At 40.0% G+C, this 23,300-nt stretch carries 22 protein-coding genes; 4 read left to right on the plus strand and 18 right to left on the minus strand.

The annotated features are described in order from the left end of the window. Positions 1-81 precede the first annotated feature (81 nt). The 11 genes from ADH49_RS06680 to ADH49_RS06730 all read right to left on the minus strand — a co-directional run bounded on the left by ADH49_RS06680 (position 82) and on the right by ADH49_RS06730 (position 13,774). On the minus strand, positions 82-1,443 hold the full coding sequence (locus ADH49_RS06680; protein WP_048690969.1) for a bacteriocin secretion accessory protein: 1,362 nt from the start codon (positions 1,441-1,443) through the stop codon (positions 82-84). 27 nt (positions 1,444-1,470) lie between these two features. Beyond that, a complete protein-coding gene (comA, locus tag ADH49_RS06685) occupies positions 1,471-3,624 on the minus strand; it encodes a peptide cleavage/export ABC transporter ComA (protein WP_048690971.1) in 2,154 nt (717 codons plus the stop codon). A 283-nt stretch (positions 3,625-3,907) separates the two neighbouring features. Continuing rightward, a complete protein-coding gene (gene rpsD, locus ADH49_RS06690) occupies positions 3,908-4,519 on the minus strand; it encodes a 30S ribosomal protein S4 (RefSeq protein WP_003009175.1) in 612 nt (203 codons plus the stop codon). A gap of 591 nt (positions 4,520-5,110) precedes the next feature. After that, complete coding sequence (locus ADH49_RS06695; protein ID WP_006595358.1) at positions 5,111-5,383, minus strand: Veg family protein; 273 nt, start codon at positions 5,381-5,383, stop codon at positions 5,111-5,113. Between the two features lie 3 nt (positions 5,384-5,386). Further along, complete coding sequence (dnaB, locus tag ADH49_RS06700; protein ID WP_048690975.1) at positions 5,387-6,742, minus strand: replicative DNA helicase; 1,356 nt, start codon at positions 6,740-6,742, stop codon at positions 5,387-5,389. A gap of 24 nt (positions 6,743-6,766) precedes the next feature. Further along, entirely contained in the window at positions 6,767-7,219 is a 453-nt protein-coding gene (gene rplI / locus ADH49_RS06705) for a 50S ribosomal protein L9 (protein WP_048690977.1), read from the minus strand. Continuing rightward, a complete protein-coding gene (locus ADH49_RS06710; RefSeq protein ID WP_152904155.1) occupies positions 7,216-9,195 on the minus strand; it encodes a DHH family phosphoesterase in 1,980 nt (659 codons plus the stop codon). The genes rplI and ADH49_RS06710 overlap by 4 nt, the downstream gene beginning before the upstream one ends. A 210-nt stretch (positions 9,196-9,405) precedes the next feature. After that, positions 9,406-11,319: a tRNA uridine-5-carboxymethylaminomethyl(34) synthesis enzyme MnmG gene (gene mnmG / locus ADH49_RS06715; protein ID WP_048690979.1), complete on the minus strand. Its 1,914-nt coding sequence runs from the start codon at positions 11,317-11,319 to the stop codon at positions 9,406-9,408. A gap of 8 nt (positions 11,320-11,327) precedes the next feature. Then, the gene (locus tag ADH49_RS06720) at positions 11,328-11,783 is read right to left on the minus strand and encodes an NUDIX hydrolase (protein WP_048690981.1); all 456 of its coding nucleotides are present in this window, start codon (positions 11,781-11,783) and stop codon (positions 11,328-11,330) included. 137 nt (positions 11,784-11,920) lie between these two features. Then, a complete protein-coding gene (mnmA, locus tag ADH49_RS06725) occupies positions 11,921-13,042 on the minus strand; it encodes a tRNA 2-thiouridine(34) synthase MnmA (protein ID WP_048690984.1) in 1,122 nt (373 codons plus the stop codon). Positions 13,043-13,246: 204 nt separating this feature from the next. Continuing rightward, the gene (locus ADH49_RS06730; protein WP_048690986.1) at positions 13,247-13,774 is read right to left on the minus strand and encodes a LysM peptidoglycan-binding domain-containing protein; all 528 of its coding nucleotides are present in this window, start codon (positions 13,772-13,774) and stop codon (positions 13,247-13,249) included. Between the two features lie 230 nt (positions 13,775-14,004). On the opposite strand from ADH49_RS06730, the gene sdaAB reads away from it, so the two are divergent. Genes sdaAB through ADH49_RS06745 form a run of 3 tightly spaced genes read left to right on the plus strand, consistent with a single transcriptional unit; the run spans position 14,005 to position 16,188 of the window. After that, positions 14,005-14,676 (plus strand): L-serine ammonia-lyase, iron-sulfur-dependent subunit beta, encoded by a 672-nt coding sequence (gene sdaAB / locus ADH49_RS06735; RefSeq protein ID WP_023024775.1) that lies wholly within the window; start codon positions 14,005-14,007, stop codon positions 14,674-14,676. 9 nt (positions 14,677-14,685) lie between these two features. Continuing rightward, the gene (gene sdaAA, locus ADH49_RS06740) at positions 14,686-15,558 is read left to right on the plus strand and encodes an L-serine ammonia-lyase, iron-sulfur-dependent, subunit alpha (protein ID WP_048690988.1); all 873 of its coding nucleotides are present in this window, start codon (positions 14,686-14,688) and stop codon (positions 15,556-15,558) included. A 3-nt stretch (positions 15,559-15,561) separates the two neighbouring features. After that, positions 15,562-16,188: an HAD hydrolase-like protein gene (locus ADH49_RS06745; protein ID WP_048690990.1), complete on the plus strand. Its 627-nt coding sequence runs from the start codon at positions 15,562-15,564 to the stop codon at positions 16,186-16,188. Between the two features lie 165 nt (positions 16,189-16,353). On the opposite strand, the gene ADH49_RS06750 is transcribed toward ADH49_RS06745, so the two are convergent. From ADH49_RS06750 to yfmF, 7 genes are all read right to left on the minus strand, one after another. Further along, positions 16,354-16,992, minus strand: coding sequence for a LysM peptidoglycan-binding domain-containing protein (locus tag ADH49_RS06750; RefSeq protein WP_048690992.1), 639 nt, complete (start codon positions 16,990-16,992; stop codon positions 16,354-16,356). A gap of 171 nt (positions 16,993-17,163) precedes the next feature. Further along, positions 17,164-17,958, minus strand: coding sequence for an energy-coupling factor transporter transmembrane component T family protein (locus ADH49_RS06755; RefSeq protein ID WP_048690994.1), 795 nt, complete (start codon positions 17,956-17,958; stop codon positions 17,164-17,166). Then, positions 17,951-18,793, minus strand: a complete 843-nt coding sequence (locus tag ADH49_RS06760; RefSeq protein ID WP_048690995.1) for an energy-coupling factor ABC transporter ATP-binding protein — start codon at positions 18,791-18,793, stop codon at positions 17,951-17,953. The genes ADH49_RS06755 and ADH49_RS06760 overlap by 8 nt, the downstream gene beginning before the upstream one ends. Beyond that, the gene (locus ADH49_RS06765) at positions 18,778-19,605 is read right to left on the minus strand and encodes an energy-coupling factor ABC transporter ATP-binding protein (RefSeq protein WP_048690997.1); all 828 of its coding nucleotides are present in this window, start codon (positions 19,603-19,605) and stop codon (positions 18,778-18,780) included. Before ADH49_RS06765 ends, ADH49_RS06760 begins: the two co-directional genes overlap by 16 nt. Beyond that, entirely contained in the window at positions 19,606-20,145 is a 540-nt protein-coding gene (gene pgsA / locus ADH49_RS06770; protein WP_006595343.1) for a CDP-diacylglycerol--glycerol-3-phosphate 3-phosphatidyltransferase, read from the minus strand. A 96-nt stretch (positions 20,146-20,241) separates the two neighbouring features. Next, positions 20,242-21,528 (minus strand): EF-P 5-aminopentanol modification-associated protein YfmH, encoded by a 1,287-nt coding sequence (gene yfmH / locus ADH49_RS06775; protein WP_048690998.1) that lies wholly within the window; start codon positions 21,526-21,528, stop codon positions 20,242-20,244. After that, positions 21,525-22,775, minus strand: coding sequence for an EF-P 5-aminopentanol modification-associated protein YfmF (yfmF, locus tag ADH49_RS06780; RefSeq protein WP_048691001.1), 1,251 nt, complete (start codon positions 22,773-22,775; stop codon positions 21,525-21,527). Before yfmF ends, yfmH begins: the two co-directional genes overlap by 4 nt. Positions 22,776-22,927: 152 nt before the next feature. Here yfmF and yaaA point away from each other — a divergent pair, with 152 nt between their 5' ends. After that, the gene (gene yaaA, locus ADH49_RS06785; RefSeq protein WP_048691002.1) at positions 22,928-23,299 is read left to right on the plus strand and encodes a S4 domain-containing protein YaaA; all 372 of its coding nucleotides are present in this window, start codon (positions 22,928-22,930) and stop codon (positions 23,297-23,299) included. Position 23,300: the final 1 nt, after the last annotated feature.

Genomic DNA, 23,300 nt, shown 5'->3' on the forward strand with positions numbered 1-23,300 from the left:
CAACCACTGCGTCTTGCTCGATAATCCAAAGACAATTGAGAGGCTAGGACTTTTGTCCCAGCCCTTTTATGTTATGTTTCTTTAGTTCCCTGCTCCTAAAAATTGATCCACAAAGAAACTGAAGTAAGATTTTTCTCCTGTGATCAGGACACACTTCCCTTCCAAACCGTATCGTAGGAGTTTGGCCTCCTGATCCTTGAGACGAAGAACTCCCTCTATTTTGAAAAAGTTCCCCTGTTCTGTCCGAGTGGCACTCGAAGCAATTGAGCTAATACGGGCCTCTAGCGTAATTGGTTTTTGTTTACTTCCCTGTGTGCTAAAGCGAATCCGATCACCTACATGAATCGTGGCTATATCTTTTGAAGGGATATAGGTGACAATCTTGACTTCTTTTTCTTTCTGAATGAGAGGATAAACTTGAGCCAAAGGAGTACCTTCCGCTACAATACTCGCTCCTTTTGTTTCATCATTCAAATGAATCACCCCTTCATCCTTGGCTAGAATCCGAGTCTTCTGAAGAAGATTTTCTTGTGTTTTTAACTTACTGTCTAGATCTGCGATTTGCTGAGAAAGAAGCAGCAAATCTTGTCCAACTTTACTCAGCTGTTGAGCTTTCAGAGAGGCTATTTGACTATCTAAGCTGGTCGAAAAAGCTTGTTGGCTTCCGGATCCCGCATATTGGATGCGATAATTAGAAATACTCGCCTCTAACTGTTGGATTTGACTATCTAGCTGACTGATAAAAGAAGCTTGTGCTTGAGCGTTTTCTTCTCCATGTGGTTGCTGAGCGTAACTCTGGTAGAGAGAATAAAGTGGATGAGTCGCATCCAGACTTCTTCCTTCTAGTAGAGCTGATTTTAGACTATGGTAATCAGCTAATCGCTTCTCTTGGTCTTGGATAGCTTGGCCAATTTCTGCTTGACTGGAACTTGCACTGGCATTTTGAGAGGCAATGGTTGCATTCTGTTGATGGACTTGCGCTTGGAGAATCGCTATTTGTTGCTGATAATCCTTAAACAGCTGGTCATACCCAAAATGCTCAGTTCCTGTAAATTGGCTCTCCCCTGTCTCAATGCTCGTTTTCAACAATTTTAATTGTTCCTCCTGTTTCTTTAAGAGGTCGAGCTGTTGCGTTAAGCTCATTCCTTGCTGTTTTTCCTGAACCTCTTGGTATTCTACCAAGATTTCTCCCTTCTTAATCTCTTTATTTTCCTTCAAATGGTTGACTTGGATGGGAGAATTACTCGTTGACTGGATTTGGTCCACCACGCGCGTAGCTTCAATCGTTCCACGACTAGACAAGGTCACTTCCTTCTTGGCAAAGACAGAGAAACCGACAACAAACAGTAGTAAAAGAAAACAAGGGACTACCCATAAACTAGCAAAATTGTGGAAACGTTTCTGATAGAATTCTGCACTTTCAAAATATTTTTCGTTCATCATACTTTCTTTTTTTCTCCTAGTCCTCTCTTAACAAGTAACCAAATGGCTGTAATAGCCATTCTTTTTCAGCAGTTCTTCATGGCTTCCTTCTTCTTTCAGACGACCTTGGTCCATGAGGAAGACTTTTTCAGACCGTTCTGCAATCGTTAACCGATGAGCGATAAAGATAATCGTTTTGTCTAAGGCCATCAAGCGGTCCACAATTTTCTTCTCCGTCAAGATATCCAGGCTGCTGGTCGCTTCATCCAAAATCAGAATCGGAGCATCCGTTAATAAGGCACGCGCCAAGGCAATCCGCTGCCGTTGACCACCAGAGATTCCCATGCCATCCGTAGTCAATTCTGTTTGGTAATTGAGGGGCATACGCTCAATGTCTTCTCGAATTCCTGCGATTTCAACAGCGCGCAAGATATCTTCCTGACTAGTTCCTTCCCGCGCTCCCAGTAACAGGTTCTCTAAAATCGTACCATTAAAGACATAGGGCTGCTGGGGTAAATAATTGATTTGCTGGCGGAGCAAAGTTTTATCCACTTGCTGGATATCCGTTCCTCCCAGACGAATCGTCCCTTTATTGGGTTGGTAGAAATTCACCATCATCTTTGCTAGCGTGGTTTTTCCAGAACCTGAAATACCAACAAAACTTACCTTGCTCCCTTTTTTGATCGTGAGACTGATATCGGTAAGAACGTTAGCTCCAAAACCGTACTTGTAGTCCACTCCCTCAAAAACCAGATCACCATCGAGAGCCTCACGATCTTGAAGAGGCTTCTTCTCTGCGAACTCAGAGTCTATCAAATAGACTTCATTCAGACGGGTATTGGCCACTCGGGCTGCTTGAAGTTTGGTTTGGAGGTTGATCAAGTTCTCTAAAGGGCCTGTGAAATAAACAAGGAGAGTGTTGTAGGTGATCAACTGCCCCAAGCTCAATTCTTGCTTCATGACCAAATGAGCTCCCAACCACAAGACCAAGACATTCAAAATCAACTGGGCCAAGTGCTTGAGCCCCTTTTGTAGACTCTCCGCCTTGCTCATGGCAAAGGACTTCTTGAGATAGTCCACAAATTCTGAGTCAATCTTTTGATAGCGGCTCCGCTCACTGGTAAGAGACTTGATGGTTTCGATTCCATTGATATCTTCGATGATGGAAGAAGACAAAACACTATTAGCTTCCATGGTTTCATTATTTAAGCGCTCAAAAGGCTTCATAAAGGCAAAAATAATGACCGCATAAATCGGTAACAAGAGAATGGTCAAGAAAAAGAGGTGAGCATTTTGGCTAAACAAGACTACTGATAAAATCAGAACAATAGACAGATCCAAAAAGATAGAAAGCAGCGTACTAGCCAGAGCATCGATAATGCGGTTGGCATCTGTAAAACGTGACACCACTTCTCCTGTCCGTCGAGTTGCAAAGAAACTCATAGGCAACTGAAAAACATGCTTAATATAGGACAGAATAACATCAATAGACAAGCGTTGGCCTAAAACAAGAAGCAAGTAATCTTGCGCATAGGTCAGGACCTGCTGTAGGATGTAAACCACGATCAACCCTAGTGAAATTACACTCAGGGTCTGCTTCATCTGATCAGGCACATAGGTATCAATAATCGATTGTAAGTAGTAAGAACCCACAATATTGATGAGGGTCACCAATAACGTTGCAAGAACAATATGCAGAACCAATTGCCGCTGTTTAAACAAAAGAGGGACAAAATCTAGGAGCCCATTTTTCTTTTCTTTACTCGGTTGATAGGCTGGAGTCGGGGCCAAGGCGATGACAATCCCTGTCCATTCCTTTTCAAACTCCTCGATCGTCAATTTGGTCATCTTTACCTTTGGATCTGGATCGGCTATGTAAAGATGCTTTTTATCTTTCTTATAGACTACGTAATAATGAGGGAGACGCCCATCCTTGATCACGTGGACAATCAATGGATAGTTCACTCCTTCCAAGTCAAAAAGTGTGCGATCTGCTCGGAAGGCGCGTGTCTCAAATCCCAACTCCTCAGCCACCTTGACCAGACCTAAGGCGGTCGTTCCATCTGCAGTCGTTTTTGCCTTCTCCCGCAGACTGGCCAAAGAATAGTATGAGCCATAGTAGCCAAAGACCATGGCCAAAGCTGCAACACCGCAGTCTCTCATATCAACTTGTTCGCGATAATGTTTTTTCTTAAATCCCATAAGAACCCTTTCCAATCGTTTGTTTCATCTTAACAAAATGGGCAATCTGAGAAGAAAAAATCGCTATTTTGTTTATTATTTTAGGTATTTGGTCACAAAAATCTCCAAATCAGGAGAGTTGTTATTTATTTTGTAAAAGAAAAACCGCCTATTTTTACAGGCGGACATTTCTTTCTATGAAGTAAACTTAGGGAGCAAATAACTGAACAAACCCACAAATCGAGGATTGAAGACAAAACAAAAAGCCCACTGTTGTAGGCTTTCTGCAAGTTTTTTCTTGAAATTAAAGCATTTTGTTGTAGAATTCAACGACAAGTGCTTCGTTGATTTCTGGGTTGATTTCATCGCGTTCTGGCAAGCGAGTCAATGAACCTTCCAATTTTTCAGCATCGAATGATACGAATGCTGGACGTCCAAGAGTTGCTTCAACAGCTTCAAGGATAGCTGGAACTTTAGCTGATTTCTCACGAACTGAGATCACTTGACCTGGAGTTACGCGGTATGAAGGGATATCAACGCGTTTTCCGTCAACAAGGATGTGACCGTGGTTAACGAATTGACGAGCTTGACGACGAGTAGTCGCAAGTCCAAGACGGTAAACAACGTTATCCAAACGACGTTCCAAAAGAAGCATGAAGTTGAAACCGACAGTTCCTTCTTTGATCTTAGTAGCTTGTACGAACAAGTTACGGAATTGTTTTTCACCAAGTCCGTAAGAGAAACGAAGTTTTTGTTTTTCAGCTAATTGCAAACCGTATTCTGACAATTTTGAACGGTTGTTTGGTCCGTGTTGACCTGGTACGTAGTTACGACGTGCCAATTCTTTACCTGTACCTGTAAGTGACAAGCCAAGACGGCGAGATTGTTTCCAAGATGGTCCTGTATAACGTGACATTTGAAATGTCCTCCTATAAAAATAATTTTTTGTAGGAAATAACGTTTTAGACAAACCTGATTCGTTCAGAAAGCCTTCGCCCAAACAGCAAAGGTTACTTTTCTAGCTGGCTTCCTGTTGACGAGCTTCATTTTGTCCTGCTGTCATTTCGCACAAATTCTATTATACCACCAATACCGTCCCTTGTAAAGTTGCTTTCTCATTTTTTTGATTTCTTTCTATAAATGAAAAGCAAAATGAGGTGTTCTAGCTAAGGACTTTCTAAATCACATATTTATGACGCGGATGACCATGTATTTTCAGACATATCCAATATTTTTATCTTATTTACAGGAATCTTTACACCCTTATTTACAACCTGTCAATCATGATTGTTCTAATAACCTCCTAAGTCCCTCTATTTTAGTGATATGAAGAATATAGATGAGACGACTATTCAAAAGATCCCCTGTCTAATATTGACAGATTTAATTGTGAAATTGACATCTTTGTCAATAAATTTACACAACAAATCTTTATGATATGTTCAAGACATCAAAAAAACCATCTCCAAGAAGAGACGGTTGGAAGTTCTAGCTCACCCTAGCCAGATTAGTCTAAGTAATGAATCAGATTTTTCTCAGTCAAAATATCTGAGTAGGTATACGATTCAACATAGGTTGTTGCTGGTTCACCAGGTAAACTGTTTTCATTAGTGTATTCAATAATAAACAAAGAAGGATAGACTTCAATTAATCGACCAAACTTATTTTTTTGACGTTTACGACCATTTTCCAAGGTCATTTCCACAATTTGGCCTTCATGAGCCTTGATTTCTTCTTTGATTTTTTTCATTTTTGCTACATCTGTAAATGCATCACTCATCCATTATTCCTCTATTCTCTTTGATATGCTGGAGAACTTATTATATTCTTTCTGGAAGATTAACTCCACTGTTCCACGCGCTCCTGAACGGTTTTTTTCAATGATGACTTCAACCTTGTTATTCGGCAAGCCTTCTTCTTCCTCACCTGCACGTTCATAATAGTCATCACGGTATAGGAAGGCAACAATATCTGCATCCTGCTCGATGGATCCTGATTCACGGATATCAGATAGAACCGGCCGCTTATCTTGTCGTTGTTCGACTCCCCGAGATAGCTGACTAAGGGCAATCACAGGAACCTTCAATTCTTTCGCCAAAATTTTTAATTGACGAGAGATTTCTGAAACTTCCTGTTGCCGGTTTTCTCGTCCAGTCCCTGTAATCAACTGCAAGTAATCGATAAGGATCAAGCCAAGATTACCAGTTTCTTGTGCTAACTTTCTAGAACGAGATCGAATTTCTGTAATCCGAATACCAGGAGTATCATCTATATAAATGCTGGCATTGGCTAGATTTCCTTGGGCAATGGCATATTTCCGCCACTCATCATCTGTCAACTGACCGGTACGAATAGAATGAGACTCAATCAAGCCCTCTGCTGCCAACATCCGATCCACCAAACTTTCAGCCCCCATTTCCAGTGAGAAAATAGCAACTGTTTTATCCAACTTGGTTCCGATATTTTGGGCAATGTTTAGAGCGAAGGCAGTCTTACCAACCGCTGGACGAGCCGCAAGAATAATCAACTCTTCTTCATGAAGACCTGTTGTCATATGATCAAGATCTCGATAACCTGTTGCAATCCCCGTAATATCCGTTGTCTGCAATGAGCGAGTTTCAAGACTTCCAAAGTTGATATTTAGGATATCCTTGATATTCTTGAAACCACTTCGATTGGCATTTTCACTAACATCAATCAGGGCTTTTTCTGCGCCTGCAATAATCTCATCCGACGGACTCGCTCCATCGTATGCTTGATTAATGCTCTCCGTTAAACGAGCAATCAAGCGTCTTAGAACCGCTTTTTCGGAAACAATCTTTGCGTAATATTCCGCATTAGCTGAGGTCGGAACAGAGTTGATAACTTCAGCTAGATAAGAGAGACCACCGATATTTTGCAAGTCCCCTTGGCTATCTAAAATATTGCGAACGGTCGTCGCATCGATAGCATCTCCCCTATCTGCAAGGTCAATCATCGCCTTAAAAATTAACCGATGGGCATATTTAAAGAAATCTGCTGGCTCAATAAACTCACGAACAAAAACCAGTTTTCCCTCATCAATAAAGATGGCTCCTAAGACAGATTGCTCTGCTTGGATATCTTGAGGCTGGGTTCTTAATTCTTCTATCTCAGCCATAGTCATTCCTTTCTAACGATTTACTTAACCTTCGTTTACTCGAATTTGGATAATACCTGTAATATCCTGATAAATTTTAACAGGCACATCAATCAAGCCGACAGAGCGAATTGGAGAAGCCACTTGAATGTGACGCTTGTCGATTTTGATCCCAAATTGTTTTTGTAGTTCTTCTGCAATTTTTTTATTGGTAATCGAACCAAATGTACGTCCATCAGGACCAATTTTTTCTGTAAATTGGACAACGGTCGTTTCTTCTGCTAATTTCGCTTGAATATCTTTCGCTTCTGCAACTAGTTCCGCATGGGCTTTTTCTTCAGATTTTTGCTTACCGCGAAGTTCCCCAATCGCTTGGGCGTTAGCTTCTTTGGCTAAATTCTTTTTAATCAAAAAGTTTTGAGCATAACCTGTTGGGACTTCTTTAATTTCCCCTTTTTTTCCTTTTCCTTTTACATCTGCTAAAAAGATAACTTTCATTCTTCTTCCTCCTTATCCTTTTGGACCTCTTCTTGAATACAGTCAATCAATTGGGTACGAACTTGATCGATGGTTACATCTTCCAATTGAGAAGCCGCCGAATTAAAGTGGCCTCCGCCTCCCATTTGCTCCATAATTTTTTGCACGTTAACTTTGCTTCTGCTTCGAGCTGAAATGGAAATGCTTCCTTGTTCATTCAGAGCAATGACAAAGGTCGCCTCAATTTTAGACATGGCCAACATACTATCGGCTGCTTTACTAATGGTAACCGTTCCATAAGGAACATCTGCTACTCCTGTTGCCACAATAATATGTGGGAATACCATTTGACCATTTAGGATCAACTCATTAACTTCGCGGTACTCATCGAAGTTAATAGCTGAAATTTCCTGAATGAGGACACTATCACTGCCTCGGCTTCGTAAATAACTAGCTACATCAAATGTACGGCTCGTTACGCGAACAGAGAAATTCTTGGTATCCAACATAATTCCAGCCATCAAAACACTGGCTTGTATCTTATTCAAGCGGTTCTTCTTAGAATTCTGGAACTGAAGCAATTCCGTAACCAACTCACTGGCACTACTTGCGCCACTTTCAATATAAGTGATCATGGCATTTTCAGGGAAGTCTTCATCCCGTCTATGGTGATCAATGACAATGACTTGGTGAAACTTCTCATACAAATCATTTGAAAGAGTGAGAGCTGTCTTCGAATGGTCTACCATAATCAAAAGGGATTGATCGGTTACCATCCGTAGAGCATCTGAAACCGTTACGAGTTTAGTCGCTCCATCTGATTGAATTTTTTCAACCGCTCTTTCGATATCCTGAGCCATAGACGTATCATCATAAACTGCATAAGAGCGTTCGTTGATATTGTTTGCAAACAATTGCATCCCAATCGATGCCCCCAAAGCATCCATGTCTAATTTTTTGTGGCCAACAACAAATACCTGATCAACCGATTTAATTTTTTCGGAAATAGCTGTCATCATCGCACGAGTTCGGGTACGGGTACGCTTGATAGCAGAGGCTGTCCCACCTCCAAAGAAAATAGGATCCTTACCTTCTTCTTTTTCTTTCACAACCGCTTGGTCGCCCCCTCGGACTTCAGCTAAGTTTAGATTCGATAAAGCAACTCTACCAATTTCATCATGATTGCCATCTCCGTATGAGAATCCCATACTTACCGTAATGGGTAATTCACGATTTTTCGCTTCCTCACGGAATTGGTCAATAATAGAAAATTTGGATTCGATTAATTGTTCAAGAACGGTATAGTCGGTAAAAAGATAAAAGCGATCCATCCCGACTCTTCGGTAAAACATATGGTATTTTTCCGAGAATTCTTCAACAAAGTTTGCAATAAAACCATTGATACTACTGATATCTGAATCAGACACAACATCTTCTAAATCATCATAGTTGTCTACGGACATAATTCCGATGACCGGCCTAGTCGTTACAAGACCAACGTTGGCCTCATACTCACTAGACGCATCAAAAAAATAAACGACACTGGCCTGGGAATCTAGATAAACAGAATATTTCTTATCTCCGATGGTTGCATAATGGCCTTTCCCTTCAAAAGGAATCGCCAACACTTGTTGCAGGTATTCCACATCGAATTGCCCATCCTCAGTAGAGAAAATCAACTCCGCATAAGGATTGAACCACTCAACTTCATTGGTTTCACCGTTTACCTTGATTACACCAACTGGCATTTTATCCAGTAGCGAGGCCAATCCATTTTCAGCCTGATGATTGACATATTGAATTTGTTCTAGCTCATCCAATTCTACTTGCTTTAATTGATGAAGAAAGAGATAGATGACACCGGAAAGAATCAACAGAATCACAAATAAATTTGCAATTGTTCCACCCAATAATCTGGAACTGATGGCTAATATAATAAATGCTAACAAACCTACCATACAATAATGGATAGGCGTCATACGAAATTTTTTCATCATAAACCTCTGTTGGGCCATTATACCATAAAACATAAGAAAAAGCGAGGCCAGTCAAGCCTTTCCACCAAAGAAAAAGCTGACAGGGGTCAAGGTCCGGTCGCTCATTTGTTAAACAGTGTAAAGTATATTTACAGTGTTGTAAATATACAGTAAAACGAGAAAAGAAGTAGCTATTTGGCTACTTCTTCCACATATTTACGTCCTAATAAGTTAGGATTCTTTTTCTTGATTCTTAGAAATGCTTCGACTCTTGCCTTCAAGATACACCATCAAGATAGAAATGTCAGCTGGGTTGACACCTGAAATCCGGCTAGCTTGACCAATCGTTTCTGGATTAATCAACTTGAATTTTTGACGAGCTTCTGTTGCGATGGAGTCAATATCGTCCCAGTCAATATTGGCAGGAATTCGTTTTTCTTCCATCCGCTTCATTTTTTCAACCTGATCTAAAGCTTTTGAGATATAACCCTCGTACTTAATTTCAGTTTCAATCAGCTCGATAATCTTATCATCTAGTTCTTCAGCTGCTGGTCCGATAAAGTTGACAACATCTTGATAAGATACTTCTGGTCTTCTCAAAAATTCTTTGGCTGTGACAGCATCTGTCAATGGTTTAAAACCTAGCGCTGCAACCTTCTCGTTCGTTTCCTTTACAGGTTTTAACTTGATACTGTCAAGGCGCTTCATTTCATTTTCAAACTGATACTTCTTGGTTTCAAAACGTGCCCAACGTTCATCGTCAACCAAACCAACCTCACGACCGATTTCTGTTAAGCGCATATCTGCATTATCATGACGAAGAATCAAACGGTATTCTGCACGGCTAGTCAACAGACGATAGGGCTCAACTGTTCCTTTGGTTACCAAGTCATCGATCATGACCCCAATATAACCATCACTCCGTTTTAAGATGAGCTCTGGTTTTCCTTGGATTTTTAGAGCAGCATTAATCCCTGCCACAATTCCTTGGCCAGCGGCCTCCTCATAGCCAGACGTTCCATTGGTTTGGCCTGCGGTAAAGAGACCTGAGATTTTCTTAGTTTCTAGTGTTGCTCGCAATTGATGTGGAAGGACCATATCATACTCAATCGCATAACCGGTTCGCATCATCTCAGCATTTTCCAATCCCTTAATAGAATGGACAAGATCTCTTTGCACATCTTCTGGTAAACTGGTTGACAAGCCTTGGACATAGACTTCTTCTGTATTGCGTCCTTCTGGCTCAAGGAATAGCTGGTGGCGTTCCTTATCCGCAAAGCGAACAATCTTATCTTCAATAGATGGACAATAGCGAGGTCCAACTCCCTTTACAACACCTGTAAACATTGGAGCTCGGTGTAAATTGCTGTTGATGATTTCGTGGCTTTGACTATTGGTATAGGTTAACCAACAAGGGATTTGATCCTTTAAATAATCCTCGTCACGCGAATTGTAAGAAAAGTGATTTGGATTTTCATCACCTGGTTGAATTTCCGTTTCTTCATAATTGATTGACGATGCCTTTACACGTGGTGGCGTACCTGTTTTGAACCGTCCAATTTCTAGTCCAAGATTCTTGAGATTTTCAGCCAAATTGATAGAAGCAAGGCTATGGTTAGGGCCTGATGAATACTTGAGATCCCCAATGATGATTTCTCCACGTAAAGCCGTTCCAGTCGTGACAATGACAGCCTTGGCCCCATATTCTTGGTGGGTCGCAGTTCGAACACCAATAACCTTCCCATCTTCTACCAAAATTTCATCAATCATGGTTTGGCGAAGGGTCAAGTTTTCTTGATTCTCAACTGTCTTACGCATTTCCTTAGAATAGAGCTCTTTATCTGCTTGAGCACGAAGCGCACGAACAGCTGGTCCCTTTCCTGTATTCAACATCTTCATCTGAATATAGGATTTGTCAATATTCTTGGCCATCTCTCCACCGAGAGCATCTACCTCACGGACCACAATCCCTTTTGCAGAACCACCAATCGAAGGATTACATGGCAAAAACGCCAACATTTCGATATTGATGGTTGCAAGTAAAACTTTACAACCCATTCGGCTCGCAGCAAGGGAGGCTTCTACCCCAGCATGCCCCGCCCCGATTACAATAATATCGTATTCTTCTATAAAATTATAAGTCATTTTTTCTCCTATTCTTTAAGATGGATGTGTCGTAATTGTCCGTCCCAATCTGGTAAGGCGGTTTTTAAAAATGCCGGCTTCAGATTAACAGTACGTAGATCATCTAAAGCAAGCCACCGGCAAGGTAATGGCTTCGCATCTTCTTGCATGGTTAACGGTGCATCTTCCAGCAAGTCCACTAAATAATGGAACTCGATATTATGATAGTGGACCCCAGTTTGTTCAAAGAGATTTTCAACAATGAAAGCTAACTGAACCGCTCTAGATGCGACCCCAAGTTCCTCTTTTACTTCTCGAACTACGGCATCTTCAGTAGCTTCATCCACTTGAATAGCACCTCCGATTGTATAAAAGCCGTCCTCATCTTCTACGACTAACAATCGATTGTCTTTTACAATCAAAGCAGTCGCTCTCACACCAAAAACCATTTGGTTTAACTTGGTCCGAAAATCCTGTTCTTGCATGTAACTTCCTTTCGAAACGACACAAAAATAGTCAAAACTCTGAGAAGTGCAGGACAAAAAAGCCTGCAACATCCATGAGCTTTGACCATCACTTCTATTGCTTTTATTATTGTAGCAAATTGAGAAAATTTGTCAATTTAAATATACTGACAAACTTTACCATCTCGGTAAGCATTGTCAATTAAGCCGCCACCGAGACACTCTTCACCATCGTAAAAGACAACAGCCTGACCTGGCGTAATAGCCCGTTGAGGTTCTGCAAAAATCACCTCAGCCTTGTCACCCTTGACATGAACCGTCACTTTGGAATCTGGTTGGCGATAGCGGAACTTGGCTGTACACTCTAGTGTAAACTCTTCCGGCATATCCCGTGTAAAGTGAACTTGACTAGCTTGTAAACTTGTTGACATGAGTGCTTCATGATAGAAGCCTTGACCGACATACAGAATATTTTGACTCAGATCTTTACCAACAACAAACCAAGGAGCATTGTCCCCACCTTGTTGGCCACCAATTCCAAGTCCACCCCGCTGACCGATCGTATAATACATCAAACCGGCATGTTCGCCCATATCCCGTCCATCTACAGTCATCATTCGGCCTGGTTGGGCAGGAAGGTAGTTCCCTAAAAACTCTTTGAAGTTCTTTTCTCCGATAAAGCATATCCCAGTGGAGTCTTTCTTTTTAGCTGTTGCCAATCCAGCCTCTTCTGCCAACCGGCGAACCTCAGATTTTTCTAAATGTCCCAATGGGAACATGGTTTTTTGAAGTTGTTCTTGTGACAACTGGCTTAGGAAATAAGTTTGATCCTTCCCATTGTCAACACCGCGTAGCATATGGACAATGCCATCTTCATCACGCGCCACGCGTGCATAGTGACCTGTGGCTACATAATCGGCACCAAGTGTCATGGCATAATCTAAGAAGGCCTTAAATTTGATTTCCTTATTACACATGACATCCGGATTTGGTGTCCGGCCTGCACGATATTCTGCAAGGAAATATTCAAAGACACGATCCCAGTATTCTTTCTCAAAGTTGACAGAATAGTAAGGTATGCCAATTTGATCTGCAACCGCTGCTACATCTTTGTAATCTTCTGTAGCTGTACAGACGCCATTTTCGTCTGTGTCGTCCCAGTTTTTCATGAAGATGCCGATGACATCGTAACCCTGTTGCTTTAATAATAAAGCTGTTACAGATGAATCAACACCACCACTCATACCAACAACAACACGTGTTTTCGAGTTATCACTCATAGATTTCTCCCATCTTTTCGTTTCTCACGATTGAAGGTCGTGGTTTGCTTCAACGATTGAAGGTCGTTTTGAGCATTATCAATTGTAACACGCTTTATAGTAGAAAACAAGCATCTTGCCATTCTTCTTATTGGCTATTGTATCTATATGTTTACAAGTCTGTAAATCAAAAAAGAGTCCATTTGCTGAACTCTTTCATTTACTTTAATACCAGCCATTGGCCAGCCAGAAGTTTTTAGCCGCCGACCATGATCCATATCGGTTTACAACATATTGATTGGCTACTTTTTCCTGGTTTTCTGGTGACAAGTCGCCGTTTAAATAAGAAAGGGATAACTGGTAACGACCATAATATTGGCCATTTTGTGCTGTGTAACTGCCACTTGATTCCTTCTGGGCAATCCATTCTTTAGCCGCTGCATCTTCGGCACTCAAGCCATCTGAAGCAGATACCGTAGTTGTTGCTTTACTAGTGGTAGCTTGCTCTGTAGTATTAGTTGTTGCCTTCTCATCTTCAATCTCTAAAACTTGACCAACTGTAATGAGGTTAACATTGCTAATCTTATTTTTCTTAGCAATCGCATCAACCGTTGTATTCTTCTCTTTAGCAATAGCTGATAAGGTATCACCTGACTTTACAGTGTAAGATTCTGCACTGGCAAGGACGGGAATAAACATTCCAGATAATAAGCTCAGTCCGATTACACGTTTTACAAAGATTTTTTTATTCATGGTTTTACACTCCTTTTCTGTATGTTCTTTATCTTACAGAAGAAATGTTTCAGAAAATTTATGAAATCACGTCAAATGTTTCAATAATATGTTAGCAAGAATAAAAAACACCTCAAATAAACTAGTTTTAAGTATCTTTTAAGTTTAAAACAAAATTTCCCTCTTAAATAGAAGAAAACATGCCCTAGATTTGTTATAATGAAAGAAAAGAAACCCTAAGGAGCTGACTGATGAATTCGCTTAAATTCCAATCCGTATTTGATATTATTGGACCGGTTATGATTGGACCTTCTAGTAGCCACACTGCTGGAGCTGTTCGTATTGGAAAAATTGTCTCTTCTATTTTTGGAGAGGATCCTACAGAAGTTGAATTTCAGTTGTTTAATTCCTTTGCCAAAACCTATCGCGGCCACGGGACAGACTTGGCCCTTGTAGCTGGTATTTTGGGGATGGACACAGATGATCCAAGAATCCCCAATAGTCTTGAAATTGCTCATGAAAGAGGAATTCGAATCGTCTGGTCTATTCAAAAAGAGAGCAATGCGCCTCATCCAAATACGACGACCATCACGGTGAAAAATGAACACAAAACCATCTCCGTCACAGGAATTTCCATTGGTGGGGGAAACATACAAGTTACCGAGTTAAATGGCTTTGCAATTTCTCTAAACATGAACACCCCAACAATTATTATCGTTCACCAAGACGTTCCTGGTATGATTGCCCATGTGACAGAAGCCCTTTCCCGCTATGATATCAATATCGCCCAAATGAACGTAACCCGCGAAAAAGCCGGTGAAAAGGCTATTATGATTATTGAAGTGGATTCTCGTAATTGTGACGAAGCTATTGAGTTAATCCGTCAAATTCCCCATTTACACAATGTGAATTTCTTTCAATAAGGAGACCCCATGTTTTATTCCATTACCGAACTAGTTGAGCAAGCGACCCTCCACTATGAAGGAAATGTCGCAGAATTAATGATTGCAACTGAGTTTGAACTAACTGGTCGCGAGCGCGAAGAAGTTCTGACTCTTATGACACGAAACCTTGAGGTCATGAAAGAATCCGTTCATCTTGGACTCAATGACCAACTTTCTAGAAGTGGCTTGACCGGAGGAGATGCTGCAAAATTGGATCGCTATATTCGATCTGGAAAAGCCCTCTCCGACTATACTGTCCTAACCGCAGCCAAAAATGCTATTGCTGTCAACGAACACAATGCAAAAATGGGCTTAGTCTGTGCTACTCCCACTGCTGGATCAGCCGGTTGCTTACCCGCTGTTCTTACTTCAGCCATCGAGAAACTACAGTTAGATGAACACCAACAATTAGAGTTCTTATTGGCGGCAGGAGCCTTTGGTCTGGTTATTGCCAACAATGCATCGATTTCAGGAGCCGAGGGAGGCTGTCAAGCTGAGGTTGGGTCAGCCTCTGCTATGAGCGCAGCAGCTTTAACTCTAGCAGCGGGAGGAAGTCCCTACCAAGCTAGTCAAGCCATTTGTTTCGTCATTAAAAATATGCTAGGCTTAATTTGTGATCCCGTTGCAGGACTGGTAGAGGTTCCTTGTGTCAAACGAAATGCTATGGGTGCAAGCTATGCCTATATTGCAGCAGATATGGCTCTGGCAGGAATTGAATCCAAAATCCCTGTTGATGAAGTCATCGATGCTATGTACCAGGTCGGATCAAGCCTACCAACTGCCTTTAGAGAAACGGCCGAAGGTGGTCTGGCAGCGACTCCAACTGGGAAACACCTACAGCAAGAAATATTTGGAGACTAATCTATGAAGTACATATTTTTCGACTTGGATGGGACTTTAGTCGATAGTTCCCAAGGTATTGAGACCACCTTTCTACACACTTTTAAGGTGCTGGGAGTTCCTGCACCTGATAAAGAAACTATTCGAACCTTTATGGGTCCTCCACTCGAGGTTACGTTTACTAAACATGTCCCAAAAGAACTGGTCGCAAAAGCTGTAGAAATCTATCGCACCTATTACAAAGAAATCGGCCAACAACAAACCTATCTCTACCCAGGTATCAAAGAACTCCTTCAGCAATTGAAGGAATTGGGTTATCACTTATTCATCACCACCTCTAAGAATCAGGAAGTGAGTCTCGAAATAGCCCATTCACTAGGAATTAGTGATTGCTTTGAAGAGATTTATGGTTCTATCCCAGGATCTATGCACAAAGCTGATATCATTCAGCGTGTACTGGTGGACCATCAAATTCCAAAAGAGGAAGCTTGCATCGTTGGGGATACTAAATTTGATATTATTGGGGGAAAAACCATTGGTATTCACACAATTGCAGTCAGTTGGGGATTTGCACCTCTAGAGCAATTAAAAGATGAAACTCCCGATACCATCGTAGATTCCCCCCTAGCTTTACTAACTCATTTAAGTTAATAAAAGAGGTTTACAAATTTGTAAACCTCTTTTATGTATAAAATCACGTATGGGTAAGATCATCCATGGTTCACTAAGGTTGACTAACAAAGTCATTTTCTTTACAGCTCTTTCCAATACTTGTCAAGATAAGAAACAAAATAAAAAGAGGGTTTAACCTCTTTTTTAGTATCCCCAAGCTGAAAGCCCTTGGTTTGAATAGGCATTATAAGCTGCTTGGATTTGATCATCAACTGTAGCAGTTGAACCCCAACCTGGCATTGTTTGGAAAAGACCACTAGCTCCAGATGGATTTGCTGCGTTCACTTGACCATTTGATTCACGTGCAATAATGGCTTCCCAAGTTGATGCAGGAACTCCTGTCATTTCAGCCATACGAGCCGCTGCATAGGATCCAACTTCTCCAGCAGTATTCCCATTTGCAAGTACAATACCATTTCCAGAATTCGTAACAACAGGTGCTACATTATAAGTGGCAGTAGTTGTTGTTTCTGCTACTACTTGATTTGTAGAAGCTTCGGCTGCTGGTTCTTGACTTACTGTGGCAGTATTTACTTTATTAATCAATGATTTTGAACGTTCACCCAACTCAATAATTTGACCTGCATGGATCAAATCTTGGTTGCTGATTTGATTCAATTCAACAAGTTTTTCGATAGTAGTGTTATTCTTAATCGCAATTTCTGATAAAGTATCACCATATTTTACTTCATATGTTTCAGCATTCACTACCACACCAGAAACAAAAAGTGAAAGAGCTGAGATAATAGAAGTTAATGTCCATTGGACTTTTTTTGTGTTCATCAATACATTCTCCTTTCGAACATAATACTATCTTACACATTAAATGTTACAGTTAGTTATAATTTATGTTACAAAGGTTACAAAATCATGTATTTTTCATGCAAAAAACGCTATAAATAGCGTTTTTCTTCATTTTTTTAGAAAAATTCCCCTATATGTAGTGGTGGTATTCTAATATTTCAACCAAAAAATGATAGCACCAACTGCTACTACAGACAGAATAGCTACACTATCTAAAAATTGCCATTTTAACTGCCTATAACGGCTTCTTCCCTCTCCACTTTTATAACCTCTTGCCTCCATGGCAATTGCAAGAGCATCTGCACGTTTAAAACTTGATGCAAACAAGGGAATTAAAATCGGTATAAAAGAGCGGATCTTCTGAAGGAGATTCCCTTCTCCAAAATCAACCCCTCTAGCTCTCTGTGCATTCATAATGCGAATCGTATCATCCATTAGAGTGGGGACAAAACGAAGGCTCATAGACAACATGAGTCCAATTTCATGAGCAGGAACTTTGATGATTTTAAATGGAGTTAACAACTTTTCTACGGCATCTGCTAAGCTTAAGGGCGTTGTTGTCAGTGTTAAAATCGTTGAAAATACAACAATGAGAATAAAACGACAAAAGATCACACCAGCTTGAGCAAGTCCTTTATCCGTTACAGTCAAAAAATAAAATTGAAATAATGTCTTACCGCCAGTCGTCGCAAACAACTGAAAGAGTGTGGTGAAAGCAATGATAAAGACCATCGATTTCAGGCCATTAATAAAAAAGCGGAAGGGGATCTTGGCACTCAAAATCAACGCAAAGGCCAACAAAAACAACAGGGCATTCGTCATCACATTATTGGCCCAAAACAAAATAATAATTAGTAAGAAAAGTCCTAGTAACTTTGCCCTTGGATCCATACGATGGAGAATGGAATTACCTGGTACATATCGTCCTAAAATCATGCTATTCATGTCCAATTAACTCCTTAAACTCCTGTAAAGTGATTGGTAAAGTTGGCAAAGATAGTCCTTTTTGGCGCAAGCGCCAAGCAAATTTCGTCACTTTCGGTACACCTAATTGTATGTTTTCTAATCCTTCTACATCCTGAAATACATCCCTTGGATGCCCAGACCTCACCATTCGTCCTTTTTCCAAAACATAAACAAGATTTGCGTATTCTGCCACATCTTCCATAGAATGACTCACAAGAACGATGGTCATCCCAGCTTGATGAAGTGACGCAAATAGCTTCATTAATTCCCGTCTACCTGACGGATCCAAACCAGCTGTCGGCTCGTCCAAGACCAAAATTTCAGGTTCCATCGCTAAAATGCCTGCAATAGCGACCCGTCTCATTTGCCCTCCAGACAATTCAAAGGGACTCCGTTCAAACAACTCTTCAGAAAGACCGACTAAGCGTAATTTTTCCTTAGCAATGCTCTCAGCTGATTCTTGGTCTACTCCAAAATTTTGAGGCCCAAATGCGACATCTTTTACAACAGTCTCAGCAAATAGTTGACTTTCTGGAAATTGAAAGACGAGACCCACTTTTTTCCGAAGATCCTTTAGCTCTTTTTGAGAAGACTCAGAACTAATGCGCATATCATTCATTTGCACTTCCCCTCGACTGGGCAAAAGCAAACCATTTAATAATTGGAGGATGGTTGATTTTCCACTTCCAGTATGCCCAATTAGAGCTGTATAAGAACCGCTTGGGATTTCTATATTCACATCAAAAAGAGCCGCTCCTTCAAAAGGAGTACCTTCTTGATAGGTATAACTAAGCTGTTTTAAAGCAATTCCCATAATAGTTTCTCTAGCTCTCCTTCAGTCTGATAGGTTTCTCCAACTGGAAAACCTTTTTGATGTAACATGCTACGCAATCGATTAGCGAAAGGTTCTTCTAATCCAATTTCATCTAGATCATCTCGAGAAAAGAGTTCTCTTGGAGTCAGATCCAAGGTCGCTTTTCCTTTTTCAAAGAGAATAACCCGATCACTTAGGGAAACTTCCTCTAAATCATGGGTAATAGAAATAACGGTTAACCCATATCGTTCTTTGACTTCTCGAACCGTACGAATTAGTTCTAGACGCCCTTCAGGATCCAACATACTGGTTGCTTCATCTAAAATGATGATTTTAGGTCGTAAAGCAATAATTCCAGCAATGGCCACTCGTTGCTTTTGTCCACCGGATAATCTAGCGGGTTCTCGATCTTTGAACTCATCCATGCGGACCATCTTCAAAGCTTCGTCTACTCGTTGCACCATTTCATCTCTTGGAATTCCTTGGTTCTCCAACCCAAACGCCACATCATCTTCAACTGTAGCTCCAACAAACTGGTTATCTGGATTCTGGAAAACCATGCCAATCTCACTACGTTTATCCCAAACATTTTCAGGAGTTAACAAATCTCCGGAAATATAGATTTGACCAGATTCCGGTTCCAACAAGCCATCAATCAAGCGGACCACTGTTGATTTACCACTTCCGTTATGTCCAATAATGGATAACCATTCACCATGTTTCACGTGAAACGATGTATCATTTAACTGATGGTTCTCGTCTGTTTTTTGGTATTTAAATGTAAGATTTCGAACTTCTATAATATTATTCATTTATCTAAAGGTATCTTTAAAGAGGTAGGCACTGCCTTTAAAGTATTCATATCCAGAGTAGACTGTAAAGATTAGCGCAACATAAAGCGTAATTTGACCCAATAAATCCCAATGGAAGAGAAGGAAAATAATGGCAAACATTTGTGAGAAGGTTTTAATTTTTCCAGGCATAGCTGCTGGCAAAACAACTCCTCCTGTTTCAACCAATAACAGACGGAGGCCAGTTACGGCTAATTCACGGCAAATAATAACTGCTGTAATCCAGGCTGGAACCATCTTTAATTCAATCATCATGATAAAGGCAGACATGACAAGAAGCTTATCAGCCATGGGATCCGCAAATTTCCCAAAGTTACTAACAACTTTCCATTTACGAGCTAAATAACCGTCCAAATAATCGGTGATACTAGCAACTGCAAAGACAATAGCTGCTGCTACATGCCAACCATAACCTTTACCAAATATTAGCATCAAAATAAAAATAGGAATAAACACAATTCGAATCAGTGTTAAGGCATTTGGGATATTTTCTTTTTTCATTCTAGTCTCCTTACTAGTTTACATGATCATTTACATCTATTTGACAAAATAGACGTCGTTTTAATTCGACAAAAACATCATTCCACTTTTTTCCCGTTATTTAGGGAAAATGATAAAGTCCGTCATATCACAAGCGTTGACAAAATCTCGCCCAACCTTTACAACATCTTGTAAAGAAATACTCTGTAAAATTTTTGGAAGATCAAATAGATTTTCACCTGTCTCAATTGGATTAAATTGAGTCGCAATATAATCCAAGGAATTCAAACCGTGTAGAAAATCTCCAAACATTTCACTTTTAATCGTATCCAAATGCTCTTGAGTCACATCAGGATCTTTCTCAAAATTCTTAATGGCCGTTCTGAACTGATGGGATATACTAACAGGTTCTGAAGTGTCCATCGTTAACATCACAAAGTGAAACGAAGACTCTACTTCAATTTCTAGTGTCAAGGAGTTGTCAAGTTTACCAACTTCATAAAGTGACTGAAATCGTTTAGATGTCCATCCAAACATCATTGCAAACAATAATTTGAGGATAATCTTATAGCGATACTGGTAAAGAGGAGGAATCTGATTTCTTCCACGAATTCCAATTGCTAATTTCGGTGAAGCAACTTCCATCCGACTTGTCTCATTTTGAACAACTGGATTTAAGTCCACGGGTGAGATATGAGGAAGAGGACTTGAAGAAATCTTCATCTCAAATTCAGAAACAAGGTTAACAAGACTGTCAAGATCAAAATTTCCGACAACCACTAGATGCATATTGGATGGTTGGTAAAAATAATCGAAATTTTCCTGTAAACTTTCTTCATCAATTTGAGCGAGAGAAGATACAGTACCTGCAATATCTTGGGCCAAGGGTGTATCTGGATAAAGATTTGCCAACGCCCTAAAGAATAATTGGTAGTCAGGACTATCTTGGTACATTTCGATTTCTTGTTGAATAATCAATTGTTCCTTCTTTAGAGAATCCTTTGAGAGATGAAGAGATTGTGTCATCTCCAGTAACAATCTCAGATTTTCATTGATATTCGAGGTGGTCGAAAAGAGATAGCTAGTTTGTGTAAAGCTAGTAAAGGCATTACTTTCAGCTCCCAGCTTTACAAAATGCTGTAAATAATCTTGACCGTCTTGATCTTCAAATAATTTATGTTCAAGAAAATGTGCAATCCCTGCTGGAAATTCTTTTATTCCCTCTACTCCATCCACTGTAAATCTTGTGTCAACAGAACCGAATTTAGTAGAAATGATTGCATAGCTTTCATTAAAATCCGCCTTTGGAATTAAATATAACTTCAATCCATTTTGGAGACTTGTCTGATAAACACATTCTCCAACAGCTGGATAATCTATTTTCTCCAAATCTTTCTTTATCATTCTCTTCCTTCCATAAAATAGACCGCTTGTAATTTGAGCGATTTTGCAACAGCCATAATTTCTTCTTTCGTCACCAGTTGAATGGCTTGGATCCAATCATCAATTGACAAGAACTGTTTTCCTAAAGTAGATTGTAAATAAGATCTTTCAATTAAGGTGCCAGGTCGATCCTGCGACAATTTTGCAGCATTTATAATCATTTCTTTTGTCAAGCGCAACTCTTCACTTGTAAACTTCCCTCTCTTCAAGTCACTCACTTGACGGCTCATCAGAGTCATGGTCCGGGTTCTATTTTTCCGATCAATCCCTGCATAGATCCGCATAAAATGAGAAAAAATATCAAAATGGCTAGAGATCGTATAAGCCAATCCTTCTTTTTCTCGAATGACTGTAAACAATTTTGAGTGAGAGAAAGCCCCCAGTAAACCATTTAGAACAATCAAAGCAAAATGCTCTTTTTCTCCATACTGAACAGGAAAATGATAACCTAACTCTAAAATAGATTGATGAGTTTCTCTTTGCTCAAGTCCTTCTCTGACAACATTTGAAAAAGATTGGGTATAAAAAAGGTTGACATGAGATTTACGAGGTTGTAAACCAAATTCACTAATCTTTTCAATGACCGCTAGTTCATTGAAATCACCCATAAAGAAAAAGTCAATCAGATTTGTTTGAAGCATTTCTTGAAATGCTTGATAAGCTGACCCTTCATCCTCATACTGAATCTGCTGGACACTTCCATACTTGCTTAGTTTCATATCAGCTTGATCATAAAACAAACGATTCAATTGTTGGTGGGCATAATAAAAATGATTTTCAATTTCTGCTTCTAGTTCTGTAACAAGATTCTTTTTCTCTACTGAAAAAGTTTCTGAATGAAAGCACCCATTTTCTGCAAGAGGAGCATTCAGAGATACCTTTAATAAATCCAACATCTGATCTGTCAAGACATTTTTCTTGCTCAAAAAAGCATCACGGACATAAGATAAATTAATATCAATGTAGTGCATTTGACCGCGTTTTGAAACAGAAGTAGAAAAATTTGCTCCATACAAGTTCGCCAACTGCTCTCTAAATTGCTGTGAAGTTGGGTAAAGTTGATTGGCTGTTTCGATCATGCGTGAGGCTAGAACTCGTCCTGCTATTGTTTCTTCAGAAAGAGGGGCCGAGAACCGCACTTTTATCTCATTGGTCTTAAATTTTTCTGATTTCATAAAATGGATTCGAACACCAGTAACTAATTCCATCGTCATCCTCGTTCTAACAAATATTACTCTTCATTATATCATGAAATCCCAGTAAAATCTTTCCCAGACAGATTAAAAAACGTTTACACTGACTCGCCCTATTTTAGGTTTTTCATCCTTTTGTGGTATAATAACTATCATTGAGGTGAACTATGAACTATAAACTTTTTGATGAATTTATCACACTACAAGCCCTATTTAAAGAACTGGGAATCATTCAAAGCGGTGGAGCTATCAAAGCCTTTTTACACGAAAATCAAGTAGAGGTCAATGGAGAAGTGGAAACCAGAAGAGGACGTAAGTTACGAGTCGGAGATACAATCGAAGTAATTGGTGAGAAGGAAGTCATAACACTGACAGAACCTAGTCCAGAAGAGATTGAAGACTATCAAGCGGACAAGCTGGAAAAAGAACGCGTTGCTCAATTAGTGAAGAAATTAAACAAAGAACAAAAACAAAAAAAAGATTCTAAACCTAAAAAAGAAGAGAATAAGCGGAAGCCTGTTCGTTTCCCAGGAACATAAT

It is taken from the genome of Streptococcus sp. 400_SSPC (genome assembly GCF_001072745.1).
GTDB lineage: Bacteria > Bacillota > Bacilli > Lactobacillales > Streptococcaceae > Streptococcus > Streptococcus xiaochunlingii.

Excerpts from the sequence above, each read along its gene's own strand:
- ADH49_RS06750 (WP_048690992.1), bottom strand. The coding sequence starts at position 16,992 with ATGAACACAAAAAAAGTCCAATGGACATTAACTTCTATTATCTCAGCT.
- mnmG (WP_048690979.1), bottom strand. The coding sequence starts at position 11,319 with ATGACTTATAATTTTATAGAAGAATACGATATTATTGTAATCGGGGCG.
- ADH49_RS06695 (WP_006595358.1), bottom strand. The coding sequence starts at position 5,383 with ATGAGTGATGCATTTACAGATGTAGCAAAAATGAAAAAAATCAAAGAA.
- dnaB (WP_048690975.1), bottom strand. The coding sequence starts at position 6,742 with ATGGCTGAGATAGAAGAATTAAGAACCCAGCCTCAAGATATCCAAGCA.
- ADH49_RS06745 (WP_048690990.1), top strand. The coding sequence starts at position 15,562 with ATGAAGTACATATTTTTCGACTTGGATGGGACTTTAGTCGATAGTTCC.
- ADH49_RS06760 (WP_048690995.1), bottom strand. The coding sequence starts at position 18,793 with ATGGGAATTGCTTTAAAACAGCTTAGTTATACCTATCAAGAAGGTACT.
- ADH49_RS06730 (WP_048690986.1), bottom strand. The coding sequence starts at position 13,774 with ATGAATAAAAAAATCTTTGTAAAACGTGTAATCGGACTGAGCTTATTA.
- ADH49_RS06680 (WP_048690969.1), bottom strand. The coding sequence starts at position 1,443 with ATGATGAACGAAAAATATTTTGAAAGTGCAGAATTCTATCAGAAACGT.
- comA (WP_048690971.1), bottom strand. The coding sequence starts at position 3,624 with ATGGGATTTAAGAAAAAACATTATCGCGAACAAGTTGATATGAGAGAC.
- rplI (WP_048690977.1), bottom strand. The coding sequence starts at position 7,219 with ATGAAAGTTATCTTTTTAGCAGATGTAAAAGGAAAAGGAAAAAAAGGG.
- mnmA (WP_048690984.1), bottom strand. The coding sequence starts at position 13,042 with ATGAGTGATAACTCGAAAACACGTGTTGTTGTTGGTATGAGTGGTGGT.
- yfmF (WP_048691001.1), bottom strand. The coding sequence starts at position 22,775 with ATGGAATTAGTTACTGGTGTTCGAATCCATTTTATGAAATCAGAAAAA.
- ADH49_RS06710 (WP_152904155.1), bottom strand. The coding sequence starts at position 9,195 with ATGATGAAAAAATTTCGTATGACGCCTATCCATTATTGTATGGTAGGT.
- ADH49_RS06720 (WP_048690981.1), bottom strand. The coding sequence starts at position 11,783 with ATGCAAGAACAGGATTTTCGGACCAAGTTAAACCAAATGGTTTTTGGT.
- yaaA (WP_048691002.1), top strand. The coding sequence starts at position 22,928 with ATGAACTATAAACTTTTTGATGAATTTATCACACTACAAGCCCTATTT.
- sdaAA (WP_048690988.1), top strand. The coding sequence starts at position 14,686 with ATGTTTTATTCCATTACCGAACTAGTTGAGCAAGCGACCCTCCACTAT.
- pgsA (WP_006595343.1), bottom strand. The coding sequence starts at position 20,145 with ATGAAAAAAGAAAATATCCCAAATGCCTTAACACTGATTCGAATTGTG.
- sdaAB (WP_023024775.1), top strand. The coding sequence starts at position 14,005 with ATGAATTCGCTTAAATTCCAATCCGTATTTGATATTATTGGACCGGTT.
- yfmH (WP_048690998.1), bottom strand. The coding sequence starts at position 21,528 with ATGATAAAGAAAGATTTGGAGAAAATAGATTATCCAGCTGTTGGAGAA.
- ADH49_RS06755 (WP_048690994.1), bottom strand. The coding sequence starts at position 17,958 with ATGAATAGCATGATTTTAGGACGATATGTACCAGGTAATTCCATTCTC.
- rpsD (WP_003009175.1), bottom strand. The coding sequence starts at position 4,519 with ATGTCACGTTATACAGGACCATCTTGGAAACAATCTCGCCGTCTTGGC.
- ADH49_RS06765 (WP_048690997.1), bottom strand. The coding sequence starts at position 19,605 with ATGAATAATATTATAGAAGTTCGAAATCTTACATTTAAATACCAAAAA.